The following is a 17,801-nucleotide window of genomic DNA, read 5'->3' on the forward strand; positions in this document are numbered from 1 at the left end:
GGGTTGTTCCCGTCCTGGTTAGAATGACAATGTTGCGCCGATGGTCCATGTCCGTGCTTGCGGGTATTGCGCGTAATCTACATTCAGCTGGCTGTAAAGGCCGGCAGCTTTAGAACTCGCATCATTGCCTACATAACCTAACTCGGGGTTCAAGCCGGTGTATTTCGTGATCGTAAAAATGTTCTGCCCGGTAACGTAAATCCGCACCTGTGACAGTTTTACCTTTTCAATCACCGTTTTTGGAATGCTGTAACCCAAAGTGAAGTTTTTCAGGCGGAAGAAATCCCCTTTCTCTATAAACAGGTCGGAAGGACGGAAGTTGCGGTTCGGGTTGTCGATGCTCAAACGTGGTACGGTATTGCTGGTACCCGCGCCATTCCAGCGTTCGCTTGCTTCTTTATACAAATTAAAAGAATAGCTCGCGTCGAGACCCTGCATACGGTCCGCATTGAAAATAGAAACCCCGCCTACGCCTACGAAGAACAGGTTGAAATCAAATCCTTTGTAGTTCAAGCCTGCATTCAAACCATAATTGATCTTCGGTTGCGGGCTTCCTATGATCGTCCTGTCTTTGTCGTCCACAATGCCGTCGCCGTTCAGATCCATGAAACGAACATCGCCTGGATGGATCTGTCCATTGGTTTTACGTGAATCGTTGGCAATGTTCGGGTCGGAGTCGATTTCCGCCTGACTTTGGTATAGACCATCTGCTTTATACCCGTAGAATGTGCCATAGGGATTGTTCTCATACGTGCGGACGATCTCCTGCTGCCCACGGCCGTACAGCTGCGATGCGAGGAAGCCGCCCGGCGTGGCCAGTTGGGTAATACGGTTTTTGATCAAAGTCGCATTTCCACTAACATTCAGGGTCAGATCGCCGAACGAGTGGCGGTAGGACGCCTCGATCTCCACACCCTTGTTACGCAATTGACCGATATTCTGATCAGGAATAACAGAAGTACCGATGGTTCCGACAGAAGGCGGCGCCAGCAGCATTTTTTTAGTATTCTTTACAAAATAGTTAACCGAGACATACAATGCATTCTTCCAAAGTCCTGCTTCTACCCCAAAGTTGGCCATTTCCGCCGTCTCCCAGCCAATTTGCAGGTTTGCCAGCCGGCTTTGCGCAGCGCCTGAAATAGGGCTTTGCGTGCCGCCCGCCCCCAAAGCATAGCGGTAAGACGAATTGATCAGTGCCAGATATTGCAGCGAGTTCACGTTCTGGTTACCCAGCTGGCCCCAACCGCCTGTTAGCTTGAAGTTGCTGAATACCGGCAATGCGCTTTTGAAAAAATCCTCTTCCGAAAGACGCCATCCCAGCGAGAATGCCGGAAAGTAACCCCAGCGGTTGCCGGGCGCGAACTTGGATGAGCCATCGGAACGAAATGTGGCCGTAAGCAGGTAGCGGTCCATGAAAGAGTAGTTCGCACGGCCAAACCACGAAGCGAGCGCATCGTAGCTGCGGTTACCATCCTCGCCTGCCACAGACACGATCGTTCCGGCATATTGCAGGTAGCGCAGCGTAGGGTCCTCACTTGCGAAATCGCGGCCGCGTTGTTTGGAAGAAATACTGTTGAATGTCTGTGAAGTATAACCTCCGACGAGGTTCAGGCTGTGCGCGCCGAATTTCTTGTCATAAGAAAGAAAATACTCCTGCAAGAACGACCAGTATTTACCATGTGTCAGATCGAGCTGGTTGTAGGAATTCGTACGGAACTGATCATTGACCTTGACCTCGAAATTTGTGCTCTCTGAAAAAGTCGCATCCATGGCAAGGTTTGCGCGCAGTTTCAGGCCTTTCAAGAGTTCCAGCTCGCCGGTGAGGCTCCCCAGGATGCGGTTGCGGATATTATTCTGGTCCTGGTTATCGACGGTAAAAATCGGGTTATTGATGTCCCCGAATGCGCCGATACCTTTTGTTGAACTATAAGAACCATCGGCATTACGGATCGGCAAGCCCGGATGGAAGCGGATAGCGCTCCAAAGCAAACCAGTCTGCGACGAAGTCGTATTCGGCGAGGTGTTGTGTGTATTGGTGAATTGCAGGTTCTGCCCTATTTTCAGCCTCGATCCGATCTTATGATCCGAATTGACACGGAATGTATACCGCTTATAATACGATTTCCCGATAATCCCCTTTTCATTATAATAGCCGCCCGAAATCGAAAATGACGAGTACTTGCCGCCCCCGCGGATCGCCGCGTCGTAATTCTGGGTAACGCCTTGTTTGAGTAATGCGTCCTGCCAGTTGGTTTTCTGGGTCTGGTATTGTGTATCCTCCCAGATCGGCGGAACAGGCAGGCCATCATTTTTATATGCCTCCCGTTTTAATGCGGCCAAATCAGGTGCTTCCAGCATATCGAGTATCTTGATACGGTTGCTGATACCGGCATATCCATTGACAGTTACGGCAATTGGATTATCGAAAGTACCACGTTTGGTGGTGATGATCACCACCCCGTTCGCCGCACGCGTTCCGTAAATAGCGGATGCCGAAGCGTCTTTCAGGATCTCGATGGATTCGATATCATTCGGGTTCACGTCGTTCATCGAACCGGCAGGAACGCCGTCGATCACCACCAGCGGATCGGCATTGTTCACCGTTCCGAAACCGCGGATCTGGATTGTGCCAGCGTCGCCCGGCGCGCCGCCGTTACGGATCACGTTCACGCCCGCAGCCCGGCCTTGCAATGCCTGCTGGGCACCTCCCGACGGAAGGTTCTGAAAGTCAGAACCTTTTACAGAGGACACTGCACCTGTCACATCCTTTTTTTCCTGGGTTCCATAACCTACAACCACCACTTCTTTCAACGCGTTCTCATCGGGCGCCATCGTGATATTAATCACTGAATTGTTGCCCACAGCTGCATCCTGGCTGGTGTAGCCAATAAAGGAGAACCGCAGCGTGGCGCCGTTATCCGGCACATTAAGCTGAAACTGGCCATTCTGGTCGGAAGTCGTGCCTTGCTGACTGCCCACGATGAGGATATTCACCCCCGGAAGACCAACGCCCTTCTCGTCGATAACCTTTCCCGTAACTGTCCGGTCGGCTATGGTACCCGCCGTTGTGGCCTGAAAGGGGGCTGCACTTTGCGGGTCGCCCTTTTTTCTGAGAAGAATACGTGAATTTCCTACGACTTCGTAGGAAACGTTCAGGGGAGTAAGCAGTTGGTCGAGCACACGGTTCAGCGAACCCTGAAGCTGTTTGGCAGCAACGGTGCTCCGGCCCTGGATGCTGCCTGAGCTGTATACAAACTTGACGTCGGCCTGTTTCTCGATCTGACGTAATACCTGCCTGATTTCGAGTGACTCGACTTTCAGCGAAATTTCCTTGTTTAGCAACTCCTGGCTATAAACGCCGTGCGCCATGGAAATTCCGCAGCATATCAAAGCAAGCAAAAGTTGTTTAGCGGTAGCACTCATGACTTTGTAAACAACCCTTTTGTAGGGTATTTTTTTATGCATAATTTTAAAGGTTTTTGTGAACTGAACAACTCAAAAACAAATGGTATCCTTCTGCCAGGAAGGGTATTCAAACGGCCGGACATGTTAGCGCATGGCCGGCATTTTATTTAAGCTTACCTACTATTTTCCAATCAATTACTACAACCTTCACCGAATATGAACAGCGAAGCCCCACGGCGTTCGTATTCGACATTCACTGCCTTGCAGATCAGATCGAGCTGATCAAACATCGGCAGCTCGTTGAGATCGCCTGTGAAAAGGCAATTCCGCAGCACATCGCCCTCCACGACAATATCAAGACCATAGGTCTTTTCCAGCAATGCCAGCACATCGACGGCAGGCGTTTCAGCGAATTCAAACCTTGCCGCGGACTCGGCCTTCTTGACGGCCACGGGGTTTCTGACAATGCCCAGTTCCATTTTCCGCGACTCCTTGTCAAATACGACTTTCTGGTTGGGCGTCAGGATAAAACCGTTCTTGCCAGATGTCTTGCTGGTCTCGTAAACGGAAACCCGTCCGGAAGCCACCTGTACCTCGATAGAGCCTGCGCCATCATAGGATTTTACATTAAAGCTCGTCCCTAGAACCTGTGTAGCCAGGTTTTCCGTGGACACTATGAACGGTTTTGTTACATCCCTTTTTACCTGGAAAAAGGCCTCCCCATGCAAATAGACCATTCTTTTGCGCTCCCCAAAATGATCTGGATAGCTGATCCGGCTGTTGGGTTGCAAGATCACCACGCTTCCATCTTCCAACGTCAGCCGCTGAGGCTTGTGCGAAGTGTTGCTAACTGCAAAACCTTCGTCATCGCCGTTCCAGATCGAGCTCAATGCTGGAAAATAAGGGACCTGCCCGGGCGCATTATACCAGATAACCCCCGCCAGCAACGACAACGAGGCGGCTACTGCGGCCCACCAGCCAATTTTTACCGGTTTTCGCGTTGTAGCTGCCAAAAGTTTCTGCCGGATACGCTGGCCGATCTCCGTTTTTTCAGACAGCAGCACTTCCGAATCATCCGCCGGATTGTCTCTCAGGTATTGTTCCACATGCAAATCCTCCTCTGCTGTGGTTTCCCCGGCGATATATTTCTCAATTAATTTTTCGTAGCTATCAGGTGTCATTTGCGGAGGCGTGTATAGGTTTTAGTTGGCGGAATAATACATCCATAAGTTTTCTCTTAATGCTTTCAATGATTTGGTAATATGGTATTCCACTGCTTTTTCGGAAATATTCAGTTCCTCGGCAATATCCTTCACAGGACGGTTTTCGAAGCGGCTTAGCTGAAATACCCGGCTGGTCTTTTCAGGCAGCTTGCGCATTACCTCGTCCACGGCACGCGACAAATCCGAAAACTGCACGATTTCGTCGGTCGAGTAGGTTTCCTGTATTTTGTTAAGGATCAGATATTCCTGATACCTCCGCCAAGTGATCTGTGACTTAATGAAATTGGTCACCCGATATTTCATCGCAATTACCAGGTAGACGCCCAGGTTCCGGATCTCGGTATCAAGCCGTTTGTTCCAAAGGCTCTCGAATATGTCATGCACCAGCTCTTCCGATTCCTCCCGCGATCCTACCTGGTGATAGGAAATGCAGAACAGCTTGTACCAGTAACGGTCGTAGATCTCCTCGAAAGCACGTTTATTGCCTTCGCGGAGCTGCGTCACCAGCTGTTCATCGGTAAGAAATTTAGTCATGAGGTGGTTCATTACCCGGGTCTGTATGTATAGTCAAACAACTTTCACAAACCCCTAAACGGTATGCGAGATTTTTTTTTGCTATGCTATTCCCGGACGAACTGCCGGAACTCCGAATCGACCTGAAACTCAGCCACACCGTATTGCAGCATACGTTCACAGTCCTTTTTTGCATCGGCCATCATATCTGCTGATTTGCGGTAGTGAAACTTGTTGATCGCCGCCACGACGCGAATGTTGTTCTTCCCCGCCCACGCCACGTCCTCCCGCGTGAGGCTGGCCGGTCTTTCGAACAGGTAATAATGCCCGGGACGGTAGCCAGGCTTCTGCATATTCTTCTCCAACTGTTTCCGCGAGCAGCTCAGCCGAACTTTACCCGTAAAGAATGCAGTGGATTCGTCGGTACCGATCATCAGGGCCGAATCTTTGAGGCGATATTTATCCAGCATCCCCATCAATTTATAAAAAAGAGTGGAATCCAGCCCGGCGATCTTGTTATCGAGCATGACGGCCATGTTATTTTCGGCACAAAACCTGAACACATCTTCGAGAAGCATCGGGTGGTTACCGTCCAGCTTGCTGGTCAGCTTGCGCGCCTCCGCCCAATTCGTCTCCGTTACTTTGCGCGGATCGCCATAGAACCGGTTAAAATCTGCATCATGGTTGGCGATCAAAACACCGTCGGCCGTCACGCGCATATCCGTTTCGACCATTTTGTAATCTTGCCGGGCAGCCTCCCGCAGCGCAGGCAGACCATTTTCCGTGAAAGTGCTATTCACTACCCCTCCCCGGTGCGCGATCAGGGCTACCGTCTTACCCTGTCCATATACGCTGGTAAGGTACATTAACGGAACAAAGGCGAGAATTAAGGAGAGAAGTTGCTTCATGAACGATCTTTTTAAGATGGCAAAGTTATTAATGGAAGTGCTTCCGAAGGCGGCCTTAACAATAACATAAAGTAAGCAAAAACAGACCATTCAGGTGCCCGAAAGCCGATCGCTGATTGAGCCATGCCTATCATTCAACAACTTTGGGAAGATCGTTTTTAGGTGTTTGATTTGTAACAGTCAGCCTGACGAGATCGCACACACTTACAGCAAGCACTATCACACACTTTACTTTTTCTTCAAATAAAAAAGGGCCTTTCGGGCCCTTATGAAGAAAAAATGAAGATCGAAATTTAGATCAGCGTCTCTGCCATTTGCAGAAAGATCGCTCTTTTGTAGTATTCCGGATCGTATTTAACGAGTACCTGAGTGCCTTTGCGGAGGGAATCATACTTTGCAAAAGGAAGCACCTCCCGCATTTCTGACACAAAATCGTTACCCGCTTTCGCTTTCACCTGAACCTGCACCTGAAATTCGGGCAGATTGTTAAGGTATTCACCCGTCGGGCGAATGGCCAGAACGGTAGCGTTCGCCTGAACGCCTTGTCTGAGAATCTTCTTCTTTCTTTCCTCTGCGATCCGCTTCCGAATAGACGATAAAGTCCAAAAAGCTACCATGCAGACCAGAATAAGTGTAGCGCCGATTTCCCTGTTATTAATTTCCACAGCTAGATTTTAGTTAAGAGTGTGATGCCCAAAAATAATGGATTAATTCTAGAAAAAGTCCCATTTCATTTATCCAACGGTCGATCTTCTGATCAAATGGCAAAAGTCATTCGTTTGAGCCAAGTATTTCATGGTAAAAAGCAATTCATAAGGAAAGAAACGGCTCTGGGCTTATACAGGCAAAGAGTTGCTATAACAGGATTTTTTTATAAAATTTATTAAAAAAATTATTAATATCATAATGGCATGATTTTCCTGCGTTGCAAAATCTATTGATCAACCCTTTATCCACCATGTCAATGGAAATTAAATCCAACCACTCGACCGGCAATCGTCCGGAGGGAGACCGTATCCTGGATGCGCCGTACGTTTTCACTGATATTCCCATGTACCTCGAACAGCTCAGGTCAGAAAAATCATGGGCAAAAAACGACCGTAATGCGATTACCGTCTACAAATCGGACAAAATCACCATTGTGATCGCCATCCTGAAATCCGGCGCGACGGTCAACGACCACTCAATCGACGAATGTCTCACATTCCAGGTGTTGTCGGGGGAACTGAAAGTGGAAACAGAAGGGCGGGTATTTTACACCACAAGTGGCCAGATGATGTCCTTCCACGCGCAACTTGCCCATTCAATAAGCGCACTCACGGATTCGGAAATACTCATTACTACTTACAAGGGATAGCGTGGGCTATCTGGCAGAGTTTTTGATCGTGCAAGCCAAAAACTGACAAGCCGACTATGCCATCAACGATTGTAATGCAATGCAGCAAGGCACTCGCCGAGCGCCAACTTACGATTGCGTTTGTAGAAAGTGCCACCGCCGGCAGGCTTTCCGCCGAATTTTCCATGTGCCCCGAGTCAGGAAGTATCCTGAAAGGAGGTCTGGTGTGTTACGACGCCTCATTAAAGGAAAGCATACTACATGTACCCAAAGACATGCTCCGCCATTTCACGCCGGAGAGCGCGGAAGTCACCCGCGAATTAGCCGAGCGGCTGCAAACCTTCATTCCTGCCGACATTCACATAGCCGTAACCGGCCTTACCTGCCCTGGCGGCAGTGAAACGCCAGAAAAACCTGTCGGTACCATGTTCGCCCACCTCTGCACCCACAGAAAATCGGTGGCCATCCGTGAAATTTTTTCAGGCCAACCCGAGGAAGTTGTGCTTCAATGTATTGACAGGATTGCTGAACTGATACTGTCCGAAATGCCGGTTACTGGCAACCAACTTTGAAATCGGAGTAAGGTAATTTAAGGCCGCAGGATGGGAAAGGCCGCCCCCTGTCAAAAACTAAAAGGCCGTATGCCGGCAAGCATGACAAAAGCAACTGGAAAACAAAAAGGGGCCGGTGTAACGCCGCCCCTTTTTGCTGTTGATGAAATGTAAGCTTTATCAGTGGTATGCTTTCTCCGAATCGCGGAGCCGCTTGATCGTATCGTGCCCACTTTTCAACGTCGCTTTCTGGCGTGTTACCAGTGCGCGAAGTTCAGGGGTCAGCTCATCTGATTCAAGTGCTGAATCGTAGGCTTTTTGCGCGGCGTCTTCACCAAATTCTGAGTTCTCCAGCGAGGTTTTTCGGCCATCGCTGCTGAATGCTGCGCGTACATCCATCCAAATGCGATACAACTTGCCCGATACCATTGTGCCGGTCGCAGGTTCGCCGCCCAAAGCGGTAACCTCGCCAGTCAATTCGAGCACATTGTCACGGCTATGGTTTGCAAGGCTGGTGTAAAGCGAACGAAGATCGGTGTCGCTGCTATCCGTTTCGTCGTAAGCCTTTTCATAGCCGACAATACGATCATTGTTGATCAGGATCAGGTCATTCAAAGCTTCTATGATTGCTGCATTTTGTGCCATGATTGTTCATGATTAGTGATGCGGCATTCCTAAAAACTATTGTTCCATGCCACCCAGACGCAGTATGACGTCGTCGGGCCGGTGATTTGTGGAGGTTTTTGCTCCGTATATGCGGGTGATGAGCCGCTTAATGGAACCATTAAACGCTACTTTTCGCTCAACTTTCTTCTGACTTTGCTGAGAAATTCTGGTGAAAAACCCAGGTATGAGGCAATGTAGTGCTGTGCAACACGCTGTGGGATAGCAGGATATCGATTAAGAAAATCCAGGTACTTTTCGACCGCACTGGTAGATATCGTCCTGAACAGCCGCTCCTGCGTCTGCGCGAGGTTACGTTGCACCATCAGGCGAAACATCCGCTCGAAACCAGGGACGGTTGACAGCAACTTTTCTTTGGTTTCCGGTGTCAGGATCAGCACTTCACAGTCTTCGAGCGTTTCGATGTATACGTGGCTCGGCGTCTGGTTATGAAAGCTTGTAATATCACTAACCCACCAATCCTCGACGGCAAATTGCAGCGTAACCTCCGCGCCGGCGCTGTCGATATAATAGGTACGGATACAGCCTTTGAGAATGTAAGCCTCAAACTGGCAAACTTCCCCCTGCTGCAACAGGAATGTTTTTTTGGGATATGTTTTGAATTGAAGTAATGAGTCGAACAAGTCGAGATCTTCCGGAGTGAACGGCAAACACCTCAGCGCATAGTTGTTAATCTTTTCAAACATATTCAGGTAATAGGTTAGCCACCGGCGGTTAGCCGCCGGCAAGTGCGTGCCGGATCTCGGAATAAAGCAGCCCGCTGCCGCCTCCGAAATGGCGTAAACAGACGATCCGCGGGTCGATGGACTGGCACAACGAAGATATACGCTCGCCTGCCTCCTCATCTACGCCGACGCCCAAAAGTACTAAATCGATGGAATTTAGACGAAGCAACTCTTCCGCTTCTTCCAAAGAACCGGCCGGTAACCCACACCAGGATTCGTTCTGGTTGATTAACCGGATGATAGTTTCCAGGATTTCGGGGTGATTGGCAATCGCCAATATGTTGATTTGCGACATGTTACTGATCGTTGTGCCGGGCCGGCAGGTTAACAATCTACCATTTTTCGGGAACCTCCATCACAAGTAAAGAGCTTTTTTCCAAAGATTTGAACGAAACTACCGACTCAGGCCAGAACCCGTAACCGTCCCGTACCGATAGCGGTTGGCCTTCCACCTCTACATTCCCTCCAACAACAAAAACATACACGCCATTTCCTTCTTTTTTAAGCTGATAACCAATTTCAAAACCTTTATCGAGCTCAGCCAGGTGAAACCAGGCATCCTGGTTGATCCAGACGCCGTCGTCGCCGGGATCGGGCGAGAGGATTTGCTGGAAGCGGTTGTGCCTGTCGCCAGAGGCATATTCCATCTGGTCGTAGCGCGGTGCCACATTCAGTTTATTGGGATATAACCATATTTGAAGAAAAGTAACGGGCTCATCCTGGTCTTTATTGAATTCAGTATGATAAACGCCTGTACCGGCGCTCATTACCTGAATCTCTCCCCGCCGGATCAAAGCCACGTTTCCCAGGCTGTCCTGATGCTCGAGAGTACCTTCCAGCGGGATCGAAATGATCTCCATATTATCGTGCGGGTGCCGGCCAAAGCCTTTGCCGCCGTTGACCGTATCATCATTCAACACCCTCAACGCACCGAACTGGATGCGCTGAGGATCGTAATTTCCATGAAAACTGAAAGTCTGTGCACTTTTGAGCCATCCATGGTCGGCAAAAAAGCGCGACGCTGCCGGATGCAGTACGTTTTTTTTCATGATTTCTTTAAAATGGTATTGTTCACCAATTGGATTTCTTCACCAGAAATTGTGTGCGGCCGGCCAGGATAAATCGCCTGGTTTACTACCGCATTCATGTCTTCCAGGATCGTGATGCTCTCCTGCACGCGCGAGACGGGCACATGAGGGTCGGGATTACCGGTAGAAACAAATACGGGCGTTAGTTTAAAATCGCCCTTATAATTTCCGATTGCCAGCCCCTGGCCGATCAAACCTCCCGTAAAAGCAATAATCCCTCCATATCTCCGGGCATTGCGCGCAGTATATTCCAGCGTCAGACAAGCTCCTTGCGAGAAGCCGGCGAAATAGATTTGATCGGTTGGGATTCCTGCGGCTTCAATTTCTGCGACAACTTCGCCGACCAGCGCCAGTGCAGAGTCCAGCGCTGGCTGGTTTTGTGCAACTGGGGCCATAAAACTGTAAGGATACCAGCTGTTATCAGTCGCTTGCGGCGCGTAAATCGCCATATCTTCCAGTTTCAAAACCTTCTGCAAGGAAATGATATCGGCAGCAGTCCCTCCCCGGCCATGCAACATTACAATTGCCTTTTTAGCCTGCTGAACAGGTAATCCGCTGGTGATGATTTGTTTACTATGGGTGTACATGAGTCAATTTTGAATGATTGAATGACTGAATGAACGTTGAATTTGAATGACTGACCGAGTCGCCGGAGCGATGATTGAATGACCGAATAAAGGGACCTCTGTAACTATTCAAAAGTTGAATCATTAACCCCAAAAGACATTCGGTCATTCAACCTTTCAATCATTGATTCAGCACCGGCAATACTTTGACAATCTGCTCTCTGCGAGGTTCGTATTGAGGGGGCAGCATTAAGCCTGAACCTAATTGTTCCACCGTTTCGTCGGTTGCAAAGCCTGGATTATCGCTTGCGATTTCGAACAGGACGCCACCGGGTTCGCGGAAATAGAGCGAATAGAAGTAGTTTCTGTCGATTTTATCGGTAATCTGCAAACCTGCATCCAATACTTTTTGACGGAATTCCATCAGAATATCGTCATTCGCAACGCGGAACGCAATGTGGTGAACCGAGCCTTTGGCCACATGACCCGCTCTTTCACCGGGAGCTTCCACCAGGTCGACAATATTGGCATTTTCAACGGCGTCGGTCACGAAACGGAAGCGGTTCACATGTTGTTCGGCCAGACGGTACCCGAATATATCGGTCAGTACTTTGGCAGTCTCTTCGATATTGTTCGTGGTGATCGTTATATTGTGAAAACCGCGCGTCGCATAATCGGCAGTCACCTCCGAAGTCGTCCATGGAATCCGGTTATCGCTGATTTTAGGGACTGTTAGTTCAAACTTCAAACCGTCAGGATCAAGGAAAGTCAGGTATTGCTCCCCGAATTTCTCGGCAGGTTTGTTATAAGTTATTTTATTGGCTTCCAATCTTTTCAACCAAAAATCCAGGCTTCCTTCTGGCACCGAGTAACCGATCTCGGTAGCCTGACGGGTTCCGCGGCGGCCTGCCGGAATCTGATTACCCCAGGGGAAGAAAGTCAGGATTGAACCGGGGGTACCGTTTTCATCGCCATAGTAAAAGTGGTATGTATTGGGATCGTCAAAATTGACGGTTTTTTTCACCATTCTAAGACCTAATACCCTGGTATAAAAATCGTAGTTGGTTTTAGCGTCACCAGCGATAGCTGTAATGTGGTGGATGCCGTTGATTGTATTTTCCATTGTCTTGTCCAGTTAAGATGTTTCTTTGTTTTTGATGATACAAAGGTACATCCCCGGGCAGGGGCAGGGCATTGAACTAGGACAAGAAAAACACATATGGGAAATTATTCCAGGGGACTTATAAGGCTCAGCACTGCCTCCTCCTCCACTACCCTGCCGGCAGCCTTCGCCGCTTTCAGATACACGCTCATCGGATATTTCCCATCGAATGCCGGGTCAGTTTCAACCATGGGCACTTTAAGGCGGGCATGTTTGAGGCTTGCCAGGTCGGAAAGGGAGACGTAGCTAAGTTCCGGATTACCCTGGCCCAGGTCGCAAAGGCCGAAAGCAATATTGTTGACAGCATCCAGCTCAGAGAGCAGCCAGATAGCCTTACCATATTGGGAATATAATTTCACAACAGGCGCGTGATCCTTCGCAAGCTGGTTTTGTACCTCTTGCGCATTGTGGATCATAATTTCGATCAGATTTTGCGGGATCATTTTTGACATGCGGCAAATTTAGAGCTTTTGTCCGGAGCGCCCGTACGCCATAAAATAAATGTATGCTGTATTCAGCGCGTTTTGGAACACTTATTTATCTAACTTTCCGTAGCTATTACCATTCCACAACTTGCTGAGAAATCACGTATACGCTCATTGTGAGACCGTAGGGGTGGTTTTTGCCATTTTCAACCGAGTTAAAGACCAAATTAATTCTACTCATTCTCTAAAAAGTCACATATGAAAGGAAATCTACCACTTCTCATTTTACTGCTCATTCTATCAAGCTCACACAAAATCTTATCCCAGGTTGTAGTAACGTTTCCGGCCGAGCGGGCCGTTTTTCAGCGAAATAACGCAAATGAAGCCGACGTATATATAGGTGGGTACGTTACACAACCCTTTCAGAAGATCGAGGTGCGCCTCACACCCCGCGTACCAGGCGAGGGTGAGCCATTTCCGGCCGACGGCAACTGGGCTACCTTGGATGATCAGATTTCAGCGGGCCAGTTCATGGGGTCTGTCCATATAAAGGGCGGCTGGTATCAACTGGAAGCACGCGGTGTCTCATCTGGCAGTACTTCGGCCGTTACGACGCTGTCGCGCGTGGGCGTAGGCGAAGTATTTGTAGTTGCCGGGCAGTCTAACGCGACCGGCGGCGACTCGAACCCCAACGGACCGGGCGCGGCGTACGACCAGGTCAATAGCGTCAATTTTCAGAATTTCGATCCCTCCACATCAACGGTTACCCCCTATTTAAGCGTGCAGCTGCCCTGCCCCGAGTTTGTTCACCTCGATGCTAATGTCAAGACAGCACCTTTCGGTAACTATGCCTGGTGCTGGGGATCTTTTGGAGACAAAATCTATGAAAAGCTTCGGGTACCCGTGATGATATTTAACGGTGGCTGGTCGAGCACCGGCGTTGATAACTGGAAACAGACTATTGATCCAAACGGGGTAACTACCAGCCCATTTGGCTATACGTTCCCAGTGGGACTGCCGTTCGGGCATTTACGGCTTGCTTTGAACAACTACATTGCGCAGTTGGGCCTGAGGGCAGTTTTGTGGCACCAGGGCGAAACAGACAATTTCATGGAACAACCTGGTGACAATACCTACAACCGGTATTTATCGGCTCTCTGGGACGTTGTGAGTGCCAGCCGCAATCTCACCGGCAAGCCTAACCTTGACTGGGTTGTTGCGCGCGCTTCCCGTTTTACCGTCAACGGTGCCACGCGCGTTTCTGCTAACGTAGTGAACGCACAGAACGAGCTGATCAATAACGATGGGCTCTATCCACACGTGTTCCAAGGCCCCGAAACAGACCCCTATTACACCATTGAATACCGCCATGATGAGACGCATTTCCGCGGCGACGGCGTAACACCCTCACCGGACGGGCAAATCTATTCCGGACTGATTTTCCTTGCTGGACTGTGGGCGGACAAGATTACACCCGATTTTCTAAGCCAGTCAAACCCTTACGCAGCTACGCCGCCGCCAGCTGTGGATGCCGCCTACGTATCGGGCAGTTCGCAAATTACATTTACGGGTCCCGGACTACCTGGTGGTTACCAGTACAACTGGCTCAACAACGGCGATTGTAATCAGGTACAAAATACGGCCCAACAATGGACGGTCGGAGCTGGTCAGTATAAATTGAAAGTCATCGACCCAAATCGAAACACCGTTTTCTCTCCTGCATTGAATGTGTCTTCTACCCCGTTACCGGTAAGCTGGCAATCTTTCAGCGCGCGCATGGGCAACAATGGACGCGTCACGCTCGACTGGGCAACGGCTTCCGAGGTTAATGCCTCCTATTTTGAAATTCAGCGGAGCAATGATTCACGCGTTTTTACAACGGTTAAAAGTGTAAATGCGATGGGTAATTCCGTCAATAGCTCTTTTTATCACTATCAAGACGAATTTCTTCCCAGGGGAATTTACTATTACCGCCTGAAAGAAGTGGACGGCGATGGTAAGTCTGATATGACCCGCATTGTGAGTGTCCGGGTTGAAGGAAATGAAACGGTGCGCGTTTTCCCTAATCCCGCCTCCGATCTGATCACCGTGGAATCGGCGCAGGCTTTGAAGCGCATTGACATCTTTAACAGCACAGGTAAGCTGGTACGAAGCGTTCAGACGGGAGAAAAACTTATTCGTTTGAATATTGCCAACCTTCCCAAGGGCCTCTATGTTGTATCTGTGGATGGCCGGGAGCTAAAAATTGCGAAATGATTAAACCTCCGTCATTGCAAAGGTTTCCCGCCTGTATTCAAGCGGGCTCATGCCGCGGTGCTTCCTGAAAGTCTTGATGAGATGGCTGTCGTCTGTGAAACCCAGTTCGGCAGCTATTTCATTGATGCGCATATCGCTGTGTTTCAACCGAATATCAACCAAGGCAATTTTGTAGTTGATTATGTATTGCTGCAATGTTTCATGCGTGTGCTTTTTGAAGTATTCGCTGAGGTAATTGAGCGATAGATTAAAGTGCGCGGCAATGCGCTCGGCACGCAGCATTTCAGGGTTGTAAATATTTTGGTGGATGTAGTGAATAATGTCCAGGGAAGTATTCTGAGTAAGCTTGGTTTTTTCCGGAATGTGTGTGGTGATATTCCTTGCAACGACTGTCAGCAAGGTATTAAGCAGCTGTTGAACGAGCTCCTTATGCAGCGTTTGCCGGTTGGCATATTCCTGTCTGATCGCCTCCATCAATGCCCTCACCAGCGGCTTGTCATGCGGATTGCGAAGGATACATCCTTGCAAATGATTATTGTTATGGAAGATATATTCCAATTTATGAATCCAGTCACCTAAGTTACTATACTCATCACGGGTCTTCTGCGCATTCAGATAGATATTATTGAAGCGGATAAACATAAATGCTGTCGTCTCCGTCACCTTAGTATAATGCAAATCCATAGGCATTGCCAGAAACAGGTTCTCCTTACCATACCTGAACTGGTTCTGGTTGATATGATAAGTCCCTGTCCCGTCGAACATGTACACCAACTCGATAAAGGTATTCTTATGCTCCTTGATAGGGCATTCGTCGACTGTTACCAGTAGAACATCGAAAGGCTCGTGGATATGATGTATGCGCATACCGGCAAAGGTACCGATTTAACCCAAAATTTTACAACCTGAAAATACACCTGGCGTTTGAAATTTGCAGCCATCAAACCAAAACCATTGCAAATTATGAGAGCCATCACCTTAGCTAACAACGGAGGGACAGAAAACCTGATATTAACCCAAATCCCCACGCCGAAAATCAATGAAAATGAAGTACTTGTCCGCGTGAAAGCGATAGGCATCAACCCGGTCGATGCCTTTGTTAGGAACCATCAATTTGCCCTGGAAATGTTCATCAAGCCTCAACCCGGCGAAACAGTCATTATTGGTTGGGACATTTCAGGCGTGGTCGAGGCAGTTGGCAGGCAAGTCACTCTATGGAAACCGGGCGATGAGGTCTTTGGTATGGTCAACTTTCGGGGGCACGGTAAAGCCTACGCCGAATATGTAGCCGCTCCGGCAGATCAGCTCGCATTAAAGCCAGAGAACGTCTCGCACGAAGAAGCCGCCGCAGCTACCCTGGCCGCATTGACCGCCTGGCAGGCGCTGGTTACCTATGGAAAAGTAAAGGCCGGAGAAAAAGTATTGATCCACGGCGCCGGCGGGGGGGTGGGGCATTATGCAGTCCAGATTGCGAAGCATTTGGGCGCCTACGTCATCGGTACCGGCTCCGCCTCCAAAAGAGACTTCATTCTTGGTCTCGGGGCAGATCGTTTCATCGACCACGCATCCGAGCAATTCGAAACGATCGTTAACGACGCCGATGTCGTAATCGACTCCCTCTTTGGCGACCACATATTCCGGTCGTTGGAAGCTGTGAGGGAAGGCGGGCGGATCATAGCGCTCCTCGTGCCATTTACCGATGAAAAACTGGCCGGCAAAGTGCAGGAAAAGAAGCTATATGCGCATACGTTGAATGTTACTTCGAATGGTGAACATATGCAACAACTCGCCGCGCTGCTCAAATCCGGGGAAGTGCGGTCGCACGTGTCTGCGAGCTATCCTTTTGAGGAGATAGCTCAGGCACACAACGCAATAGAGATCGGGAAAACGCTTGGAAAAATTGTAGTAACTCTGCCCTGATCTAACCTATGCCCTTTTGGCGTGTTGCACATCCGCGGCGCGCCACTTTGGCATTCATGGTCCGTTGGTTAGCTTTTTGAATGAGCATTGCAAAACAATACCCAGCAGCTATGGACACCTTTTCAAGCATGATCATCGGCGCGGTTGATCAGATTAAAAATGCGGTTGTAAAAATCGATACATTTAAAACAATCAATGGAAAAATCCGTCCGGCAGGGTCCGGATCGGGGTTTATCTTTTCCTCAGACGGGCTTATCTTCACCAACAGCCATGTGGTCGACGGTGCGGAGAAAATCATGGTGAGCCTGCTGAATGAGAACGAGATCGAGGCGACGCTTGTGGGGAAAGACCCGGATACCGACCTGGCGATCCTGAAAATTTACACACAAGGCTATTCCGTCGCCAGACTCGGCGACTCGGGTGCATTGCAGATCGGACAGTTCGTGATTGCGATCGGAAATCCCTATGGCTACCAGCACACGGTTACCACCGGCGTAGTAAGTGCGCTAGGACGGACCTTGCAAACGCAATCGGGCCGATTTGTCGATAATGTAATCCAGTCAGACGCGGCGCTGAACCCGGGCAATTCCGGCGGCCCGATGATCAATACTGATGGAGAAGTGATCGGTGTGAACACTGCCGTGATTCAAGGGGCTCAGGGGCTTAGCTTTTCGGTGGATATCAATACCGCAAAAGAGATCGCACGGCAACTTATTCGCGACGGCAGGGTATTCAAAGCCTACCTGGGCTTGCAGTTACAGGATGTTCCGATCAACGAGCGGGTTCGGCAGCATCACAAACTCCCCAACCACCAGGGAATTTTCATCACGCACATCGAGCCGGACACACCTGCATCGCGCTCGCAACTTTTGGAGGGCGACATTATCGTCTCTTTCAACGGAAAGCCGGTAAGTAATTCCAATGAATTGTTCAAAGCGCTCACCAACCGCGACATTTTAAGCATTACAGGCATTTCGGTTGTCCGCCACACCGAACTACTCAATTTTATTATTGTTCCGGTGGAGAAGAAGGCCTAGCC

At 49.3% G+C, this 17,801-nt stretch carries 18 protein-coding genes; 5 read left to right on the forward strand and 13 right to left on the reverse strand.

From position 1 onward, the window contains the following. Positions 1-18: 18 nt before the first annotated feature. The 5 genes from ACTJJJ_RS08625 to ACTJJJ_RS08645 all read right to left on the reverse strand — a co-directional run bounded on the left by ACTJJJ_RS08625 (position 19) and on the right by ACTJJJ_RS08645 (position 6,714). The gene (locus ACTJJJ_RS08625) at positions 19-3,465 is read right to left on the reverse strand and encodes a TonB-dependent receptor (protein WP_426294102.1); all 3,447 of its coding nucleotides are present in this window, start codon (positions 3,463-3,465) and stop codon (positions 19-21) included. Between the two features lie 131 nt (positions 3,466-3,596). Continuing rightward, on the reverse strand, positions 3,597-4,586 hold the full coding sequence (locus tag ACTJJJ_RS08630; RefSeq protein ID WP_426294101.1) for a FecR family protein: 990 nt from the start codon (positions 4,584-4,586) through the stop codon (positions 3,597-3,599). Positions 4,587-4,607: 21 nt separating this feature from the next. Next, positions 4,608-5,162 carry an RNA polymerase sigma factor gene (locus ACTJJJ_RS08635; protein WP_188928562.1) on the reverse strand — a complete coding sequence of 185 codons (555 nt, stop codon included), beginning with the start codon at positions 5,160-5,162 and terminating at the stop codon, positions 4,608-4,610. A gap of 86 nt (positions 5,163-5,248) precedes the next feature. Next, the gene (locus ACTJJJ_RS08640) at positions 5,249-6,049 is read right to left on the reverse strand and encodes a glycerophosphodiester phosphodiesterase (protein ID WP_426294100.1); all 801 of its coding nucleotides are present in this window, start codon (positions 6,047-6,049) and stop codon (positions 5,249-5,251) included. 293 nt (positions 6,050-6,342) lie between these two features. Beyond that, positions 6,343-6,714, reverse strand: a complete 372-nt coding sequence (locus ACTJJJ_RS08645; protein WP_188928560.1) for a hypothetical protein — start codon at positions 6,712-6,714, stop codon at positions 6,343-6,345. Positions 6,715-7,013: 299 nt separating this feature from the next. Between ACTJJJ_RS08645 and ACTJJJ_RS08650 the strand changes: the two genes are divergently transcribed. After that, positions 7,014-7,406: a hypothetical protein gene (locus tag ACTJJJ_RS08650; RefSeq protein ID WP_188928558.1), complete on the forward strand. Its 393-nt coding sequence runs from the start codon at positions 7,014-7,016 to the stop codon at positions 7,404-7,406. Between the two features lie 56 nt (positions 7,407-7,462). Beyond that, the gene (locus tag ACTJJJ_RS08655) at positions 7,463-7,957 is read left to right on the forward strand and encodes a CinA family protein (RefSeq protein ID WP_426294099.1); all 495 of its coding nucleotides are present in this window, start codon (positions 7,463-7,465) and stop codon (positions 7,955-7,957) included. Positions 7,958-8,116: 159 nt separating this feature from the next. Here ACTJJJ_RS08655 and ACTJJJ_RS08660 read toward each other — a convergent pair whose 3' ends face one another. The 7 genes from ACTJJJ_RS08660 to ACTJJJ_RS08690 form a co-directional block, all read right to left on the reverse strand. Further along, positions 8,117-8,581 carry a PA2169 family four-helix-bundle protein gene (locus ACTJJJ_RS08660; protein ID WP_188928554.1) on the reverse strand — a complete coding sequence of 155 codons (465 nt, stop codon included), beginning with the start codon at positions 8,579-8,581 and terminating at the stop codon, positions 8,117-8,119. Between the two features lie 146 nt (positions 8,582-8,727). Then, positions 8,728-9,306, reverse strand: a complete 579-nt coding sequence (locus ACTJJJ_RS08665; protein ID WP_426294098.1) for a Crp/Fnr family transcriptional regulator — start codon at positions 9,304-9,306, stop codon at positions 8,728-8,730. Positions 9,307-9,334: 28 nt separating this feature from the next. Further along, positions 9,335-9,640: a response regulator receiver protein gene (locus ACTJJJ_RS08670; protein ID WP_426294097.1), complete on the reverse strand. Its 306-nt coding sequence runs from the start codon at positions 9,638-9,640 to the stop codon at positions 9,335-9,337. Positions 9,641-9,677: 37 nt separating this feature from the next. Further along, positions 9,678-10,394, reverse strand: a complete 717-nt coding sequence (locus ACTJJJ_RS08675; RefSeq protein ID WP_426294096.1) for a pirin family protein — start codon at positions 10,392-10,394, stop codon at positions 9,678-9,680. Continuing rightward, positions 10,391-11,020, reverse strand: a complete 630-nt coding sequence (locus ACTJJJ_RS08680) for an alpha/beta hydrolase (RefSeq protein ID WP_426294094.1) — start codon at positions 11,018-11,020, stop codon at positions 10,391-10,393. Before ACTJJJ_RS08680 ends, ACTJJJ_RS08675 begins: the two co-directional genes overlap by 4 nt. A gap of 160 nt (positions 11,021-11,180) precedes the next feature. Continuing rightward, positions 11,181-12,122, reverse strand: coding sequence for a ring-cleaving dioxygenase (locus ACTJJJ_RS08685; RefSeq protein WP_188928544.1), 942 nt, complete (start codon positions 12,120-12,122; stop codon positions 11,181-11,183). 104 nt (positions 12,123-12,226) lie between these two features. Then, positions 12,227-12,613: a DUF2958 domain-containing protein gene (locus ACTJJJ_RS08690; protein WP_188928542.1), complete on the reverse strand. Its 387-nt coding sequence runs from the start codon at positions 12,611-12,613 to the stop codon at positions 12,227-12,229. Positions 12,614-12,844: 231 nt separating this feature from the next. Here ACTJJJ_RS08690 and ACTJJJ_RS08695 point away from each other — a divergent pair, with 231 nt between their 5' ends. After that, positions 12,845-14,842: a T9SS type A sorting domain-containing protein gene (locus ACTJJJ_RS08695; protein ID WP_426294091.1), complete on the forward strand. Its 1,998-nt coding sequence runs from the start codon at positions 12,845-12,847 to the stop codon at positions 14,840-14,842. Here ACTJJJ_RS08695 and ACTJJJ_RS08700 read toward each other — a convergent pair whose 3' ends face one another. Then, positions 14,843-15,709: an AraC family transcriptional regulator gene (locus ACTJJJ_RS08700; protein WP_188928538.1), complete on the reverse strand. Its 867-nt coding sequence runs from the start codon at positions 15,707-15,709 to the stop codon at positions 14,843-14,845. Positions 15,710-15,805: 96 nt separating this feature from the next. Between ACTJJJ_RS08700 and ACTJJJ_RS08705 the strand changes: the two genes are divergently transcribed. Together ACTJJJ_RS08705 and ACTJJJ_RS08710 are read left to right on the forward strand one after the other, a co-directional pair. After that, a complete protein-coding gene (locus ACTJJJ_RS08705; RefSeq protein ID WP_426294088.1) occupies positions 15,806-16,762 on the forward strand; it encodes an NADP-dependent oxidoreductase in 957 nt (318 codons plus the stop codon). Positions 16,763-16,872: 110 nt separating this feature from the next. Next, the gene (locus ACTJJJ_RS08710; RefSeq protein ID WP_229221268.1) at positions 16,873-17,799 is read left to right on the forward strand and encodes a S1C family serine protease; all 927 of its coding nucleotides are present in this window, start codon (positions 16,873-16,875) and stop codon (positions 17,797-17,799) included. Positions 17,800-17,801 lie beyond the last annotated feature (2 nt).

This window comes from Dyadobacter sp. 22481 (assembly GCF_052044875.1).
GTDB classification, from domain to species: Bacteria; Bacteroidota; Bacteroidia; order Cytophagales; family Spirosomataceae; genus Dyadobacter; species Dyadobacter endophyticus.